This is a genomic window from Psychromonas sp. MB-3u-54 (assembly GCF_002836415.1).
Lineage (GTDB): Bacteria > Pseudomonadota > Gammaproteobacteria > Enterobacterales > Psychromonadaceae > Psychromonas.
Window position 1 is genome coordinate 19,476 of sequence record NZ_PJBP01000107.1, and the last position, 17,915, is coordinate 37,390.

At 39.5% G+C, this 17,915-nt stretch carries 15 protein-coding genes and 1 pseudogene; 10 read left to right on the forward strand and 6 right to left on the reverse strand.

Translation table 11 applies throughout. From position 1 onward, the window contains the following. Window positions 1–266 precede the first annotated feature (266 nt). On the reverse strand, window positions 267–1,094 hold the full coding sequence (locus CXF72_RS04850) for a transporter substrate-binding domain-containing protein (RefSeq protein ID WP_101037280.1): 828 nt from the start codon (window positions 1,092–1,094) through the stop codon (window positions 267–269). Window positions 1,095–2,297: 1,203 nt separating this feature from the next. After that, window positions 2,298–3,290 carry an endonuclease/exonuclease/phosphatase family protein gene (locus CXF72_RS04855; RefSeq protein ID WP_101037282.1) on the reverse strand — a complete coding sequence of 331 codons (993 nt, stop codon included), beginning with the start codon at window positions 3,288–3,290 and terminating at the stop codon, window positions 2,298–2,300. A gap of 580 nt (window positions 3,291–3,870) precedes the next feature. Between CXF72_RS04855 and CXF72_RS04860 the strand changes: the two genes are divergently transcribed. Together CXF72_RS04860 and CXF72_RS04865 are read left to right on the forward strand one after the other, a co-directional pair. Further along, window positions 3,871–4,290, forward strand: a complete 420-nt coding sequence (locus CXF72_RS04860; protein WP_157823187.1) for a methyltransferase family protein — start codon at window positions 3,871–3,873, stop codon at window positions 4,288–4,290. Window positions 4,291–4,862: 572 nt separating this feature from the next. Beyond that, window positions 4,863–5,561 carry a hypothetical protein gene (locus tag CXF72_RS04865; RefSeq protein ID WP_101037286.1) on the forward strand — a complete coding sequence of 233 codons (699 nt, stop codon included), beginning with the start codon at window positions 4,863–4,865 and terminating at the stop codon, window positions 5,559–5,561. A 248-nt stretch (window positions 5,562–5,809) separates the two neighbouring features. On the opposite strand, the gene CXF72_RS04870 is transcribed toward CXF72_RS04865, so the two are convergent. Continuing rightward, entirely contained in the window at window positions 5,810–7,045 is a 1,236-nt protein-coding gene (locus tag CXF72_RS04870) for an MFS transporter (RefSeq protein WP_101037288.1), read from the reverse strand. A 501-nt stretch (window positions 7,046–7,546) separates the two neighbouring features. Between CXF72_RS04870 and CXF72_RS04875 the strand changes: the two genes are divergently transcribed. Then, window positions 7,547–7,867: a DUF2237 family protein gene (locus tag CXF72_RS04875; RefSeq protein WP_101037289.1), complete on the forward strand. Its 321-nt coding sequence runs from the start codon at window positions 7,547–7,549 to the stop codon at window positions 7,865–7,867. Between the two features lie 277 nt (window positions 7,868–8,144). Here CXF72_RS04875 and CXF72_RS04880 read toward each other — a convergent pair whose 3' ends face one another. After that, entirely contained in the window at window positions 8,145–9,035 is an 891-nt protein-coding gene (locus CXF72_RS04880; RefSeq protein ID WP_101037291.1) for a pseudouridine synthase, read from the reverse strand. Between the two features lie 444 nt (window positions 9,036–9,479). On the opposite strand from CXF72_RS04880, the gene CXF72_RS04885 reads away from it, so the two are divergent. From CXF72_RS04885 to CXF72_RS04910, 7 genes and pseudogenes are all read left to right on the forward strand, one after another. Next, window positions 9,480–10,793, forward strand: coding sequence for a DEAD/DEAH box helicase (locus CXF72_RS04885; protein ID WP_101037300.1), 1,314 nt, complete (start codon window positions 9,480–9,482; stop codon window positions 10,791–10,793). 887 nt (window positions 10,794–11,680) lie between these two features. Next, a complete protein-coding gene (locus tag CXF72_RS04890; RefSeq protein WP_101037293.1) occupies window positions 11,681–12,103 on the forward strand; it encodes an Hsp20/alpha crystallin family protein in 423 nt (140 codons plus the stop codon). Window positions 12,104–12,483: 380 nt separating this feature from the next. Further along, window positions 12,484–13,512: pseudogene (locus tag CXF72_RS04895) on the forward strand (transposase). Between the two features lie 482 nt (window positions 13,513–13,994). Beyond that, entirely contained in the window at window positions 13,995–14,735 is a 741-nt protein-coding gene (locus CXF72_RS04900) for a hypothetical protein (protein WP_101037296.1), read from the forward strand. A 563-nt stretch (window positions 14,736–15,298) separates the two neighbouring features. Beyond that, entirely contained in the window at window positions 15,299–15,592 is a 294-nt protein-coding gene (locus CXF72_RS19535) for a hypothetical protein (protein WP_198552504.1), read from the forward strand. Continuing rightward, on the forward strand, window positions 15,573–15,932 hold the full coding sequence (locus CXF72_RS19540) for a dioxygenase family protein (RefSeq protein ID WP_198552505.1): 360 nt from the start codon (window positions 15,573–15,575) through the stop codon (window positions 15,930–15,932). Before CXF72_RS19535 ends, CXF72_RS19540 begins: the two co-directional genes overlap by 20 nt. A gap of 440 nt (window positions 15,933–16,372) precedes the next feature. Beyond that, window positions 16,373–16,816, forward strand: coding sequence for a hypothetical protein (locus CXF72_RS04910; RefSeq protein WP_198552506.1), 444 nt, complete (start codon window positions 16,373–16,375; stop codon window positions 16,814–16,816). A gap of 130 nt (window positions 16,817–16,946) precedes the next feature. Here the strand turns inward: CXF72_RS04910 and CXF72_RS04915 are convergent, their stop codons facing one another. Further along, window positions 16,947–17,300 (reverse strand): EAL domain-containing protein, encoded by a 354-nt coding sequence (locus CXF72_RS04915; RefSeq protein WP_101037298.1) that lies wholly within the window; start codon window positions 17,298–17,300, stop codon window positions 16,947–16,949. A gap of 135 nt (window positions 17,301–17,435) precedes the next feature. Beyond that, the coding region (locus CXF72_RS04920; protein WP_157823189.1) for an EAL domain-containing protein at window positions 17,436–17,915 on the reverse strand (480 nt) is incomplete at its 5' end.

Below are 17,915 nucleotides of genomic sequence, written 5' to 3' on the forward strand. Positions count from 1 at the left end.
CTGAATATTCGGGAGGGATTGAGAAATATGAACATCATAAAATGACTTTCTTCAATTTCACCTTGTTTGTGCATTGCTAAATCTTTACAGAGTCATTTTTCTATATTTAAACTATTTGATATTTACAATTCATAACCTAAGCTTTAAACTTTTTGTTCTTTTTTTTGATGTTTTATCATTTTATAACCTTAGGCGGATCAGAAATTCAGGTTTTTAAATGTTGATAACCTCCAGCCGGGCTGGAGGTTGTAAGCCTCAACAAAAACTTATTTATTGTCTCTTAACGATTGGACCATATCAGCCGCTACGGGAGTTCCAAAATGTTTTATATGTAACTCATTTAATCTTCCATCTCTAATTTGATGAATCAAAAATAGATTTAGATAACTTTTCCAAGCAAGCTCATTTCTTTTTACAATAAGACCAACTACATCATCATAGTTTGGAACGTACGGTCCCGCTACGAAGCTGTCAAACTGACCTGAAGTCAATTTTGTTGCTATATTTGTATTTGTAGAGATAAGCGCATCTATTTTGCCTTGATGTAATCCTAAAAAGGCATCGTTTTCTGATTTGAAAGAAGTATAGTTATCTCTTCCCCAGCCCTTTGAATCCGCATATGCAAAGTACTCTTTTTCATATGTAGTACCAAGAGCGGCGCCAACCTTCACATCTTTAAGGTCGTCAAAAGATGCCATTGTCACACCTTTCTTAGATAAAACCTGAAACTTGAAAACAAAATAGGGATAAGTAAAGCCAACGGATTTTGCACGCGCTAATGTATCTGAAGTAGATCCAATAACAACATCTGTCTTAGCAGAAATCAATGAAGGGATTCGATCGCCCCATGTAAGATTTATTACGTTTGATTTTACGCCTAAAACTTTTGCCAAATCGTTACAATAATCAACATCAAAACCAGCTGGTTCATTGTTTTTATCTGTATAGCCCATGGGTGGAAAATCAAGCACAACACCACAATTTAAAGTGCCATTATTTATAACGTCATCAAGCTTATCTGCGCTAGCGGTAGAAAAAGTACCGATTGCTGCCATTGAAGCAACGACTAACGAAATTTTCTTTATTAATTTCATAAATTCTCCTTGAATTTTTTTATTTTAAATCTGCTTATCTTAGGGAGGTCTATTACATATACCCGACACACCACGCTTCATCACATTGCATTCTAATAACGTCTCCTTTTCATTGTAAGTTGATGTTATATTTACATATTAATGTTGAATGTTAATTTTTATAAGTAAATGTTAAATGCTTTAACATTATAGACACTGTAACAAAATTTAAAGTAACTACTCAGTATCTTGATCACATTTTCAAAAGTTTATTCAAGATCATAAAATATTGACTTAGTTGATCTTTTATAGTTTTGACTCGTAGTGACGCTATTATTTTCTTTTTAATGAGGGTCACTACTAGCTTAACGCAGCATATATTGTGCCAATGTAATTAAATTTATTTAACTGATTGTTTTTTAATGATTTTTTTAAAATTGGAGGGGCAGCTGGGTGGGGAGGAAAGGGAATGAAAATCAACTTGAAGCTATCTGCTGCACCACAATAAAGCATGTTTATGTTAAAAAAGGGCAATGATAGATAAAGTCTTCTAATTATCTGTAAGACGAGCCAGATTATATCTGCGCTATCAGGACTTGATGGTGCGAATGGATGTTGAACATTGCTTCTTTGTTAATTATATCAATTTTACTGATTAGATAACCTATTTAGTCGAATTGGTATAACATCAAATATCACACCGAGCAAAGGCTGATCATCTGAGTTAATCCCGGTTGATAAAATGGGAAGAAGCCAATGGCACACTGATGGATGGCTAGCCTTTCTTTGTTGAGCTCGACCGTCTCGATAATGAGATCCAAACTGCAATGCAATACCCTAGTGGTGTCGGACCTAATTTTGTATTATATATTCATAACCTCATTTTATCATTCCCTTTAATAGAAAGGGATGGACAATTATATTGTGTACGCGGACTTCTTTACTCTGTGTAGCGCGCAGCCTCTGTGGTCGTTCTTTTAAGATTTTCACACAAAATGCACCACACATTTAATCAGACTGCGAAACTTTGTTTCAATTCTTCTTCATCAACAGAGTTAAAGGAGGAAAATACAAAAAAACAATAATTAGCTTAGCAACCACTATTTTAGTCATTACTTCGTGTAGCGCCTCTGTGCCCTCTGTGGTAATACCTTTAAGTTTGTCACCACGCACACTTTATCATAAAAATTAATAGGCTTATTTAAGTCCGAAGGCACTGGGATCCTATCTTTCATACACCCTTAAAGTCAGCGGTAAATGATCGGAAAAACCCTTTTTGTTATACTTTTTACTCGAAGGTCTTGAGTGGCGTATTACCTTGTTCCTTATGACCATCCCTTCAAAGCTGAAAATTTCAACTTTATCAGCGCTTGTATAGAATTTTTTGTTCTTCAATGCGCCGCGATTAACCAGAATTTGATCCAGCATTCCCCACTCGCCTCCATAAGAGTGAGTCCCTTGAGTGCCGTCCATAAGTGACCACATCATGTTGTATAAGTAAGGATTTTGATTGCGGTTCGACCTAACTTTGTTGATCTGATTTGATGAAAGTGCGTAGCCAGTCAAAGATCTATTAAAAGGCTGATCATTGAAGTCCCCCATTACCAAAACGGGAATCTCTCCGCGTATTGCTTTAATTCGGTCGAGAAAATAGGAAAGTGTTTCTCCTGCCATCATCCGGTATGGTTCGGAATCTATCTCCCCTCCAAGACGGGAGGGCCAGTGGTTTCCAATCACAATAAAAGCATTCCCTTGTTTAGTCTTAAAGTTCACCTGCACTAAATCCCGAGTGGCGTTTCGCTTTTGGATAACATGATGAAAGATCCTGTTTTTAACAATGCCTGCATCATCAAGTGTCGTTTCAATCTCGAATAGGTCCCTATCGTAAATAAAGGCCACATCAATGCCGCGCATATCACTGTTATCTGCATGAACAACGGCATAATTTCGTTTAGGCTGATTTAAAGTTCTGACTAAATCCAGCAGGACTTTAGATGATTCAACCTCACAAACACCCAGAATATCGGGACCTTTACCGTCGTTCATGGCATCTATCACCGTTGCCAATTGCTGCAGCTTAATTTGCAATTCTGCTTTACCCCATCCGTTAAGCTCAGCATTAAGTTTTTTTTGCAGCCACTCGGGACGATTTGCTGAATTATTTTCTTCAAATAAATTTTCGACATTCCACCAGGCGAAACAGTATTCAGTATTCATAAGGCGCTCCTGCTTATTAAGCTTATGAAAATAGCATGCTTAAATAACAGTATAGCGTTTATAAGTGTCTATAAAATGCGCGTGATGAATCGTCATTAGACCGTTGCGACCGCTTTGATCTAAAGTAAAAAGTAATACTTCAACTGAATTGAGTCGTGATGGGATTTCATCACGGCTTTTTGTGGCCACTCTGCACCAAAGTGAGTGAATAATCAGTTAAGGCAAAAAAAGGAAAAACCTGCAGCCTGATATAAAACCCGGCGAACAACTGCAACAGCAAAAAGTCGCATTGCGCCTTATAATGTGATGCCGTTGTTTTATGTCATTGGATGTTTAGCGCGGCTATGGATGATTAAAGTTAGCGAAGTGAATGGTGTCTTTTTTTTTGACTTTAATTCATATTACATAGGGCACAAAGCTAGTTTGTGGCGATTAACTTGTTGATTGTATTTGTATCAATAAATGGTTTTCGCAATTAGCTAGGTTATTATTTCTGATCTTTTCAAAAAAAACTAAAATAACAAACTTGATGGGGTATATCATTAACTGCGTTTTTGAGTGCAAAATAGAGAGGGATGTTATGTTTTATGTGATAGCGCAATTTATACTGCTGGTTGTGATTGCCTGGCCGTTGGCAAGTTTAAAGATTTCAATTATCGGTTTATTATTAATTTTGTTTTCTGTCTTTATTGCTTTGTCTGCATTAATGGCTAACCGTCCCGGTAACTTTAATGTTCGCCCGCATCCCAAAAAAACGGGGACATTGATTGTCCACGGTCCTTATAAATTTATTCGCCATCCTATGTACAGCTCTCTTTTCTTTGGCGGTTTAGGCATTCTTTTCTGTCAGTTTAGCTATTGGAAATTAGGTGCATGGTTATTACTGATTGTTGTACTGGCCTTAAAAGCGCGTTTTGAAGAAAAAGCTTTATGCGCGCATTATGAAGGGTACAGTGCATATCAAAAAAGTAATAAAGCTTTCATTCCTTGGGTTTGGTAGCCTGAATTGGGACAAAAGGAGTCTTTTTTTCAAATTATTTTCACTGACTTTGTATCATTAAGCAGTGTGAATAGGGGCGCGCATTGTCTTTTTTTTTTGTTGGCCACAAAACTGAAAATCGATTGTTTGTTTAACAAATAATGAATTAAACTTTCCGTGTTCCGTGCCAAAGACTTCACAAATTATACAATGTCTACGACGGTGAAATTTCACCGCTAATCTAATACCTATTTATCTCGGCGCACTGGAAGTCATGGCTTTACCAATGCAGTAACAAGCTATCAATAAAATCAAACCTTATTTTCTTACCCATTTTTAATGCCAGTCCAATACTATTTTTAAAAATTTAAAATAAAAATGTCGGAATTTTTTACATTTGAAAGAACCACGAATCCACAAAAATCATAACCCTTTCAAAAGCAAGGCACTTATAAGTTGGCGTAATTATTGCTTTATTACTAGTAGAACAATTAGCAGTATTGCTGTTTTTTACTAATTGGTAATCTAAGGCTGATATAAAAGTAATTTATGAATAGGTAGCCTTTATTACCCCGCTTATAAAGAGGCTACCCATGAACGGAAAAAATATTTTCATTAAAAATATATATATATCATTGATTTTACTTTCTTTATTATCAAGTTCTGCTTCTGCTTCGATCATTTTTCTATCTAGTCGCGTTGACGGAGGCATTGGTTACGGGGGAGGTTCTGATCCCAGTACGGGGTTTGACCGTGGTTTTGGCGTCCAAAGTGGTGCCGATAGAGGAGCTGCACAACTGCAGGCATTTAATTATGATTTATTCAACCAAATAACATGGCGAATTAAAGACTATGGCGTCACTATCAGGTCCACCATGACAGCAATACCCGAAGACTCTTATGCTTGGGGAGAGTCACACTTTTCATTCAGAGTACAGGGTGCCCCGGTTAATTACAGTCTTGAAGCATCTGTCGATATGATTAACACCCGCTTTATGCGTTATCCAGACGGGAGTAATTTCCATGAATGTTTATCGCTTGGTTGTGATTATGACTGGCTGAAAGCAGGAAAAACAACGGGCACTTTATCTGAAGGTTATATCTATGCATTAGAATTTTCTCCATCACACTTTGCAGGAGGGCCTCAACATTCAGAATTCCTTTTACAAGTACCTGAACCGCCAGCATTAATCATCTTAACAGTTGCTTTTTTTGCACTTATATTTAAGCAAAAATCAATTGAAAATATGCAGATGGTAAGAAAGTATCAGTCTATGAATGAGCAGCCATAGAAATGAATACCAAGGAAGCAGTCATAAAAGTGTAATTGCATGTGCTTTTAAAAAGTCCGATTCAAATAATATGTGAATAACTTGAATCGGGATAAAAAACGCTCAGCTGACTATAGGTTAATCGCTTTTTCTTCGGCAAGAGAATAGGCGGGTGTTGAGTTAATTAAGAGATGCCATAGATTACCCTTCGTATAGGCTGCAAATTTGTACAGACTAATAAGGTGAATGTTTATTTGTTGGCGATATAATCAAGTTTCCAGTGGCTTCTCGTTAGCGTATGAAAAGAAAGCTAAAAACATGGCCAGTAATACGTACATCGAGAGCCAGAAGAAAAGCTGAGATCCTGTGGTGCCGTTGTCAATAAGATAACCAAATAAGATGGGCGAAATCGAGGTAGATATTACCGCAAGAGATGCCATAAGTGCTCGGATTCTCCCAAGATGCTTGGTGCCATACACTTCAGCCCAAAGTGCATTAATGATTGGACTCCCGGATCCAATGGCGGTGCCGAGTGAGATAAGCAGGGCGTAAGCAACCCAGTTGCCTGTTAGTTGCGATGCCAACAGCAAAGCCATTAGCATCGGGATAAGATGATATTTTAACAGTTGTCTTCCGCTGAACCGGTCAACCAATACTCCCGCATACATTGATGAAAGCCAATGGGTAACCCCATAAAAGACGAAGCAATTGGCAAACAGCATGGGTGTCCAGCCCATCTGCGGTAGAAAAAATCCCTGATGAATAAATATTCCGGTCACGATGAATGGGGTGGCAAGCACTATTGGTAGTGCCAGCCAAAAACGAACATCAGAAAGCAGTGTTCTTCTGGAACCATGCTCGACAAGTGGTTTAGACGTTTCATTATCGGCAGTTGGATCATGTTCGGCATATTTTTTATTTTTCCCGCGTTTAATAAGAAAAAGTGCCAGAGGAAGATAAAGTAGGGGGACAGACAGTGCGATCACCATCCAGCTCTGTTGCCAACCGAATTGTGCAATAAGAAATACGGCAAGGGAAGGAAGTAGGATTTCACCTAAAGGGATGCCCGTGGTTGCCACACTCAGACCTTTCCCTCTATTCAAGGAAAAGGTTTTCATCATTGTGGTTATGGCGGTATGTGGAAACAATCCCTGACCAAAAAAACGCAGCAGAAAAATCCCGATAACAAGCATGGTTAGATTATTGGCCTGCCAGAGAGTGAGCGCCGCCAGAGAAAGTCCAATAGTACAGAATATGACAAACTTTTCTAACGATACCTTGTCAATGCTCCCGCCAATCCACATCAGAAGCAGGCCACTTGCAAGTGTTGCCGTCGAGTAGGCTGTTCCATAGCTTGTCGCCGATAGACCCAGACTTTCTTGAAAGCTGCTGCCAAACCAGCTGATAAAAAACGACTGACCGAAATTCCCCATGAAAACCGTCATCATTCCAAAAATGAGAATTGGCCAGCTGTGCCTTATAAAACGTAAGTATTCTTGAATCATTTATTATCTGAGCTCCCTTGAAAACGCACACAATTCACTTTTTTTGGTGGTTTGTCAACAACCGAAGGGAAATACGAATGATTATTATGCGACGCTTTTTTAGCATAAAAATACTGTTCACCTTTAGCTGGATTTGCAAGTCAAAATAGTTAAATGAACCTGTTTTTTTCTACTATATTACCTTGATAGGGTACCTAACGTTGTGATTTTCGTCCGTTTGCATGTGGGGACCCTAACGCTTGAAATGCTTTTTCAATATGTTGCTCTACAAGGTTAAGCGCTTGCATTTCACGCACTATCGTTTTTATCCATATTGATCCCGTTTCCAATATTGACGACTAATACTTTGTTCATTTTTTTCTATGTCACAACCTGCCATCGAGAAAATAATTAATATGGGTATCTTGGAAATAATTAATATAGGTGTCTTGGTAAATTTCTGTGATATAAATTATCAAAGCGTTAGCTTTCTTATTGGTTATAAATTAAAGGTGTTGTTCTATGGATATGGATAAATCGGTAAATGTGTATGGTGAAACATTAGAAGTCTGTTGTGAAAACCCAATCACCGGCTTTTACCGCGATGGTAAATGTAATACCAATAAAAATGATCTTGGTTCGCATACCGTTTGTATTAAAGTAACCAAAGAATTCTTGGAATATTCAAGGTTTAGAGGTAATGATTTATCTACACCTATACCTGAGTTTGATTTTAAAGGTTTAAAGCCTGGAGATAGCTGGTGTCTCTGTGCGTTGCGATGGTTAGAGGCCGAGGAAAACAACATGGCGCCCAGAATTCATCTCCAAAGGACGCACATTTAAGCGATAGATATTGTGCCAATGGCGTTACTCAAAAAATACGCAGTTGATCTTAATTAAGGGTAAAAACAAGCAGGCAATAAATAAGGCACTAAAAAGTGCCGGCTGTCAGGTTTCGCTTCACATTCTAGCCGTCACTTTTTAGCCCGTTATTTGGGTGTTGGTGTCAAAAGGTATAAATACTGTTGATTAAAGTAAAGTTTGGCTAGATTTTTATCCAAAGAAGACATCAAGCTTACTGTGAAAACGAAAATGTTTGTCCGCGGTTGGCTGCTTTATCTCATTTCAGCGATAAGTTACTGTCAGAACGAAAGCACCTTGGTTGCTGAGTCACAGGATCAATAAACTGCAGCTCTTTTGCCAGTAACTGCAATGGTGCTGAATAGTTATCCGCTGATAGCGGCGCTAATTGCGGGTAGTATTTGTCATTCAGTATGGGCAAGCCCAGTGTCTGCATGTGTACGCGTAATTGATGGGTTTTACCCGTAACGGGGTTTAATTCAAATAATGCCCTCTGCGCAGATTGTCGTAAGCATCGAATCACCGAGTGGCTATTGGCTTCACCCTCGGTAACACGCATGCGAAAGCGTGGTTCACCCTGCACGATTCGATTTTTAATTTCCCACTCCTGACCGATAAGGTTTTCAGCGTTGCTAATGTTGGCAATTGCCTGGTAGCTTTTGTGTATCTGTCGTGTTTTAAATAAGTGATGGTAACGATGGCGGCTATCAGGGTTAACTGAGAACATGACCAAGCCGGCTGTCACTCTGTCCAAACGGTGCAACGTCTGTAAGTCTTCAATACCGGTGCTGCGTCGTAGGCGGTTTTGCAGGCATTCATTGACATATTTACCACCGGGAGTGACCGCTAGAAAGTGGGGTTTATGGGCCACTAAAATATGCTCATCCTGAAATAAAATCGTTTCCTTAAAGGGAATGCTAGGCTCGTTTTCAACTTCCCTGTAATAGTAGATCCGTTGCTGTGGTTGAAAGGGCGATTGTGCCGTTATCAGCGAGCCGTCGTGGTAGTGTACCTTGCCATCGGTGATCCGCTGTCGCCAAATCTGAGCATCAATATAAGGAAATTTAATGATCAGGTATTCGATCACGGTGGCGACGCCGGGATTAGTCTGCGGTAAACTCAGTTTTGAGGGGCGCTCGGAAATTATCATTTAGTGGTCCAAATTTTTGACTATGGCATGCGCTTAATAGCACTATGCTGTGGGATTATTCGTTAGCCCATTTTTAATGGACGTGACACAAATAAGAGCGGCCGCTGACCAATGATAAAGTAAATGATATTTGTTTTCCAGCGCCTTTTTTTGGCGAATATGAAGCAGATACTGCGTGTTTTAAAGAATATTATCAATGTTTCGGCAAAATAAAAAACATAATAGTTACATTAAAAGCGCCACTCGACCTTAGCGAATTATATGTGGGTTATGTGTTTCTTATATTCTATCTCTCATTGTGTTGCTTAAGGTTTGGAATTGGCGGCGAATCAAACTCGGTTTATTTAGGGGATTGAATGATATTACGGCCGGGGATGATCGATTTCGGAGCATAAATAAGCTAAAATAGTGGGCTATTATCTTAGCTTTGAGCCCTTTATATTAATGAGCATTGACACAACCCAAATCACAACCCCTGCCAACTTTACAGAACTTGGCCTTATTTCACCCTTGTTAGCGCGATTAACTGAGTTGGAATATCAGCAGCCAACGCCTATCCAAGCGCAAGCTATCCCAAGTGTATTAGCGGGACGAGACTTAATTGCAGGGGCAAATACCGGTTCGGGTAAAACCGCCGCTTTTGCATTGCCCTTATTGCAGCAACTCGGGCAACACTTGTCTACTAACAAAACACTGAATAGCAAAAGCCGTGAAGGTAACTATGTTGCTGGACTGATTTTGGTGCCTACTCGAGAACTTGCCAAGCAAGTTGCTGACAGCATTAAATCATATGCAGCGCATTTTAACGGCGCGATTAAAACCGTTGCTGTTTTTGGTGGTGTCTCTGCGAATACTCAAATGCTGGCATTACGTGGCGGCACTGATATTTTGGTTGCAACGCCAGGACGACTACTCGATTTGATTTCAAGTAATGCTATTAAGCTTGATAAAGTTAAAACCTTAGTACTGGATGAAGCCGATCGAATGTTAAGTCTGGGCTTTACTGAGGAGCTATCTGCGCTGCTCGCTTTATTGCCAAAGCAAAAGCAAATTTTATTGTTTTCAGCGACGTTTCCAGAGCAAGTACAGGCTTTAACCCAGGAATTACTTAACGACCCGGTTGAAATACAATTACAAAGTAGCGACGCCAGCACCTTAGTACAACGTGTTTTTACCGTTAACAAAGGGCAAAAAACCGCCTTGTTAGCGCATTTAATCAAGCAACATAAATGGCAACAAGCGCTGATTTTTGTCAATGCCAAAAATAGCTGTAATCACTTAGCTGAAAAGCTTTCTAAACGAGGGATCACCGCAGAAGTGTTTCATGGGGATAAAGGCCAGGGCGCTCGTAGTCGTGTACTTGACGCATTTAAAGCAGGCGAGATTGACGTGTTAATTGCAACCGATATTGCGGCCCGTGGTCTGGACATCGAAAAACTGCCCGTGGTCATCAATTTTGACTTACCAAGAAGTCCATCTGACTACATGCACCGTATTGGCCGAAGCGGCCGTGCCGGGGAAGTGGGCTTGGCCTTATCGCTTATCGATCATGAAGATTTTCATCATTTTAAGGTTATCGAAAAGAAGAACAAATTGCGACTTGAGCATGAGCAAGTAGCGGGTTTTGAAACCGTTGAAGTGATCAATGATGCATTTTCAGACGCAGATAAGCCGATGGCAAAGCCTGAAGGCAGCGGCAAGAAAAAACGCAAAAATAAAGAGCAAGTGAATGCAGATATCTGGTTGAGAAATGATTAACTGATAAAATTTTTGATAGCCCCAGAGCAACAAGGTTAAACAAAACATGCATAACGGCTGTCGCGGTTTTGCTAAAAACAAAAAGCCCGCAAAATAGCGGCAGTTAATGCTGTCTATTACAAGCGAGTAATAAGGATAGGCAGGGTTTTATGCTCGCTGATGGATTAGCGAGCGTAAAATCAGTGCAATCCATGCCTTGCTGTCATGCATTTTTACGGCACCTAAACAGAACACTTAATAAGTGGAATTGTTATAAGGTGTTTGGGTACAAACTGTCTTCGTTTTTAATTCTTACCATAAAGATTTAGCTTCACACCTGCTTTGCACGAACATATTGTGACGTTTACAATATGTAAATCCTGTTGGCTCTTTGACATTCCCAACTATCCGCAGGTACATTTTGTCCCATGGATCATTAACTGCCGCTGCTGCCGACTCATGTTATAACTGCTGTAAATTTGATGTATACATCAATAAGTGTGCACTATTCGTCCTCTTGCTCTTCAGCTTTTCGGTTGCCATCTTCATTTCATAACACCCTTTCAATTCTTAAACTAGATTTCCGAATTGATTGTCTTAAGGTTACAAATAACGGGCGGAAAAAATTCGACACTTTTGGCGCTCCATATAGATTTTCTTCGATAGAGCCTGATTTTAATATGTTATTAACGGCGTTCTTCCAAAGTGAGTTGGCTCATTTAATTGCGATTTTCAACTAATTCCAGACTTACAATAGTGCTATTTAATGGTTAAAAATATTATTTAGATTTAAGAAAATAAAGTTCATGCTTCTTTAGGCTATGCATTGTACTTCCAACATCTGTTCTATACTTTAACCGAGAAAATAATTTTCTCGGTGTGTTAAAACTGTTTTTTAGGAGGAAATAATGAACAACATAATACCAAGAAAGCAATGGTTAAGCCCTGAACATATTTTGGACGATTTTTTTGCCCTAAACAAACTAAAAGGTGGTGAAGGTTATTTTGAACCTCGCGTAGATATTATTGAAAAAAATGATAAATTCATCTTCGTCGCTGAGTTACCCGGAGTCGAAAAAAAGAATATCAATGTCCAACTTCAGGATGGTTTGCTGACCATCGAAGCGAAGATGCATGAAGACAAAGAATCTGAAGTAGACAATGTTATCAGAAAAGAGATAAGGAGTGGTTTCTTTAGCCGCAGCATTAATGTAGGACAAAATATTAAAGAAAACGACATAAAAGCTGAATTGGTAAACGGTTTATTGAAACTCACCGCGCCAAAAATAAAATCAACGGGCAGTGAGGTTCGCAAGATTGAAATCTCATAACAGCTTTTGATGCCAATAAAAAAGGGGTTAGGACTTTTCAGGCTTAGTCTCTTTTTTTTACCCAATCACATTCGAATCTATCCTCTGGATACTGACGTAGTCAACTAATTTCACTCACTCTGGTTAAGCTACATTTTTCAAATATCGGTTCATCATTTTAAACGCAATCGAGCGACGATAGCCCGATTTGACGAGCCACCCATAGTTGATTTAATCTGGAGCCCGATTTGACGAGCCACCCATAGTTGATTTAATCTGGCAATGATTTTACGTAGTCACCCATGATTTTACCTAGCTGATTTCATGATTTCACGTAGCCACCCATAATCACTGGCTAATATTTAACCACTGCTCTAATTTTTAGTTATCTATATTAAATGATGGCCAGACCAAGAAAAACCATAGTGAGCTTAGATGACACGCCTTACTATCACTGCTGCTCACGTGTTGTACGTAAAGCATTCTTATGTGGCATTGATAGCACAACGGGTGAAAACGATGAGCATCGTCGAGAGTGGGTTGACGCTCGCATTATTGAGCTTGCGACCATCTTTGCTATTCATATTTGTACCTATGCCGTCATGAGTAATCACTTGCATGTTGCTGTTAAAGTGGATGCTGATAAAGCAGTGCTTGTTCAATGGCATAAAGGCTTTAAAGGCACACTGCTAACGCAAAAGTTTGTTAAAGGTGAAGACCTTAATGAGTTTAAGCTTGAAACTGTTCATGACTGCGTTACCGAATATCGTCATCGCTTAATCGACATCAGTTGGTTGATGCGTTCACTCAGTGAGCCGATTGCCAGGCAGGCGAACAAAGAAGATAGCTGTAGCGGCAGGTTTTATTCGCTACCATCCATGGCGCTCACCCTGCGGGCCAGCTAAAGCTGTTCTCATTTATTCCTTATAAATGAGTGGGAAGGATGCTTTAAATCCCCGACATTACTTGACGAAGCAGCGATATTGGCTTGTATGGCGTATGTTGATTTAAATCCGATTCGGGCTAAGATGGCGACAAGCCCTGAAACTTCAGGTCACACCAGCATCCAGCGAAGAATTCACTCAGCCATAAAAGGTGAGCAGCCCACTGAATTACTGCCATTTGTGGGCAATGAACATTTGAATATGCCTAACGGGTTGATGTTCAGTGTGAAGGATTACATTGTGCATATTGAAGATACCGGCCGAATTCTTCGTGAAGATAAGCACTGCGCCATTAGCTCAAACAGCCTGCACATTCTAAACAGACTTAATATTTCTGCAGAAAACTGGCTTAAAATCACCACCTAATTTGGTCATTTATTTAAGGGGGCGGAGGGAGCCTTGCCGGCATTAACCGAATACTGTGGACATTTAGACCGAAAGCGTCGCCACGGTGCCGCAAATTGTCAACGCTGGCTGTGTGCTTAAAATTTAATTCTTCAACTACCTGTAAGCCATCCCTCGCCTGATTAAGATCAAGCTTTTTCTGCTGGTTTAAAACGGCCATATTCCTCGTATTTCACAATATAAAGCCCCATTTATTGAAATAATTTTAATTGGTGCGGATGAATAGTTATCAAAGACTACCGTAATGAATGCGAAAGAGGTTATGTTATGGGTTATAAAAATGGGTGGCATGGTTGTTTTTTTGCATGGTTGTTTTTTTATGTGGTTTTAGAAAATTTAGTGTTAAAATAACTCATGTAGTCAGAAGATGGTGTATAGGCTTGTGGTGAATCGATTATACCATTTTTTCTGGCTGCTGTTTCCAAATTTGAAAACATTCCAGCTCAATAACGACCTAAATATACCTTAATACAGTGCCATTCAGACCTGACCCTAATGGCAGAAAATTTTTAACTTAACGATAACGTTTAATTCCATAATATTGTATTCGATTAAGGGAAATTATGTACCATATACCTGATAAAAAATATTTCAAAATCAAAATTGCACACTTGAATCTAAAAGCTTCATGGTGGCAGATTCTTGAAACCAGAAACGAAGTCAATATTGCTCAATTTAACGAAGTAGCAGAGAAGTTGCGGGTCATGGTGGCTGAACAAAATACTAAAATTACAGATTCTCTTTGGGAGCGCACCAAAGCCGACAAAGAATGGAGTGATTCAATAGTTGGTGGTGTTTATCGGGACTGGTGTGAAGCCTGGCATAATTACTACACCTTCACCCTGAAGTCTCTCTCTGTAGACGAAAATGCACCGGAAAAAGAAAAATCCATCAACATGAAACTACCGGGACAACATTTTGATAAATTACAATTAAAAGTACAAAATGCTGATCAACAACCCTCGCTTGTCAAAACGCTTCAACAAGTTAAACCGCCTGTTGAGATGAAGAAAACTGTTTATATAAAGAAAATGAAAAAGCTATTAGAAAATGTTGAGATCGCTACCATTCTGGGCGAGAACTCTGTTTTGGACACGAAATTTCCACATGTGTCTCATGAAATTTGCTGTCATTGGGGTACTAAAACGTTTGATAAGTACACTTATGATCTCATTCTTAATACAAGACCCGAACCGCGACAAGGTTTTCCTAAAGAGGCGTGGCTTGAAATAGAACAACTCAAAAAATACCATGCCACTAAATACTCCTCTACTGCAAAGAAAGATGTTTGGGACTTTTCTTAATATAGAGTAAATTACCGATTGTAGGTCTCTAATTTTTCTCGTCGTATCATTATGCGCAACGAGTACATTTAGTAGTGAGTTTCTTTTTCAATAGGACGGGCCATGCAGGGCATTTTAAAATATATTATTCATCAGTAAGTAGTATTGTAGGTGCGAGTAAAAAACAAGATAATGCAAAATAAAAGACCCCACCTAATGGCATTGCATTAAGCTGTATCTATATGATTATAAGTATTTAATACTTTAAAATTAGGAAAGAGCAGCCATAAAAATTGTATAATAGATTCACCACAAACCAATACAATAGATCCTGACTGCAGGAATTATTTTAGCACCAAATCTCCTGCAAACGTATTAAAAGATACCCCTCATTTTCATCATTAAGATTTTCTAAATATATTAACATCTGATCACATTTCATCAATTATTGAACCACAATACTTCTGCATATAGAGAGCGGATCTTTACACCAACGGTTACTCTTGCAATGTTTATTAAGCAGGCGTTAAATTTTGACCGTTCATGTGCCAGTGCAGTTAATGATTTTATTATTGATAACCTTAATGAACGACCAAATAATATTAGTAAATCAACAGGTTCTTTTTGCCGTAGTTAATAAAAATGGGTGGCATGGCTGGATCGAGCTTGGCCGTATTCTACCGCGCCCGCAAGCCATTCTTGTTGTCTCGGCGCACTGGATGACACCTGGCAGTACAAGAGTTGATGTTCCCCTGTGCCCACGGCTAAAGGCGATCCTAAGTTGGCTCAGTCAGTTGCTGCGCTGCTTGCCGAGCATAATGTTCAGACGGATAACAGCTGGATGGTGCATGGTCAGTATTGAAATGGCTCTATCCTAAGGCTGATATACCTGTCTTCCAGCTGTCCATTGATACATCCAAGGAGTTGGATTGGCAGCTGAGTATAGGTAAAACACTGTCCCAATTACGCGACCGGGGTGTATTGATCCTCGGCTCCGGTAATATAGTGCACAATCTGCGCGCCTTACGTTTTAACGGTAAAGCGCATGACTGGACAGTGGAATTTGATAACTACTTTGCCAGGCAGCTGACGGATTGTAATTTTAGTGCACTGACTGATATTAAGAAGATGGGCGCGTTAATGAAAATGGCTAATCCGACAGTTGAACATTATGCAGCGGCAATCGGTGCAGCGAATAAGCGACAGCTTAGTATCTGAGCAGACACCCTACGAGCGATACGTTTATTGTCATGGTTGGTGCTAGTCGGCATTCAAATAAGACCACCATTAAATTTACGCTCACAAAACCGCCGGGATAATTTTAAATAGTAAATCGGATCACTTTATTAATGCGTTTGGTATCAATAGCGCTGCAACAGGAGCACAGTAGACGCAGCGTTCTTGTTGAAACATGAAGCTGCCCTGTTGCGGGAATGAGTGTAGGCAGTAGAGTCTGCCTTTTATTTTCAAAAAGATCACTGACTAAATACAGCGTTCGTATTGTATTGCGCGCTGTCTCAGTTAATATGGAATAATTCCGCTTTTTTGCCAAAGTCAGATTCTATTAAAAAATGTAATGTTATTTTTATCACAAATATTGATTAGCATTTTTCAGTGGAAACACTGTGTTTTTCCGTCTAATAGGAGATCTGGCATTTATGGGTAACCCTACAAAGATGAAAAATTTAAATTCTATCGAAGATCAGCAATTCAAAAGACAGTTCGAATCAGGTGAGATTCCTGGGGCAGATTTTAATCACCAGGCACACTTACGATTGGCTTATGTTTATCTGGTTGATAACGACACCGATTCATCGATGCAACGAATGAAAATGTCATTAAAACGATTTATTGAACATAATAGAATAGACCCAACGAAGTATCATGAAACAATAACAACAGCATGGGTTTTAGTGGTTAACCATTTTATGAATAAATCCGAAGGCTCAAACTCAGCCGATCAACTAATGAGTCAGAATCCTGAAATGTTGGAAGAGAAAACAATGATGACCCATTATTCCGCCGAAGTGCTTTTTTCGAATGAAGCGCGAAACACTTTTGTAGAGCCGAATCTAGCTCCCATTCCCAGGCATAAGGATTAACTGCCTTTAACGCCATGCCCTAGCAGCAATGTATCTGAGGGGGGCAAGGCGAGGCTATTGCTTAAACAGACCTGAGATTCACCTGAAAAAGATTGGCTGTCCAGCCTTTTATTGCAGCTCTCTGCTGCGATCAATCAGCTGACCAACTTTTTATCCACGACTCGATATCCTCAGGTGGCATAGGTCTGCCCATCCAATATCCTTGGCCTTCGTCACAGCCGAGTTGTTTTAATATATCCCATTCGGCCTCGGTTTCAATTCCCTCGGCGACGGCTTTCATCCCAAACTCATGTGCAAGCATGATAGATATTTTACTGATCGTATAGGATTCCTTGTCTGTCTTTATGTTGCGAATAAAAGCCCGATCAATTTTCAGTTCAGTAAAAGGTGCGCGAATGAGTTGTTGCAGGGACGAGTATCCGGTGCCGAAGTCATCGATAGAGATCCCGAAGCCTTTCATGCGCAAACGTGCCAATATCTCCATGTATAGAGTAAGGTTATACCAAAAGAATTAATTAAGTGATCAATGATTGCGAAGGAAAAATCAGTACTAATAAGGCGTGAGTTGCAGGAGATAGTTGTTCTCACTTCAAAACTCACAACGCAGTTAGGGATGATTTTAACCAGCAAGGGTGATCACCTTTTTAGTTCTTTTGGTATTAGTTGTCAGAGCTGTCTCTGTTACCTCGATCACCAGTTTTGAAATATCAGCACCTAGCGCTTTAACGCAAGCTTCAATTTTACTCGGCAGGTCCAGATCATCAAGAATTTTGGGATACATGTTGATTGACATTCGCATATTGCGGCCTTGGCTTCTCCATATTCCTTGCTGGCGAATAGCTGTCTTAGTAGTAAATATCGTAATAGCTGCAATTAAGCCATTCTCTTCTGCCATTGGAATAAAATAGTCTGGCGGAATCATTCCTTTGGTCGGATGTTTCCAGCGAACGAGGGCCTCAACGCCAACTACCTCTCTGTTACTTATTGTGACTTGGGGTTGGTAGACAAGAAATAATGTATCATCTTTTATGGCCTGAGCAAGCTCTTCCACGGAAGCTAAGTCGTTATTAACAGCAGATCTGGGAAAATATTTAATATA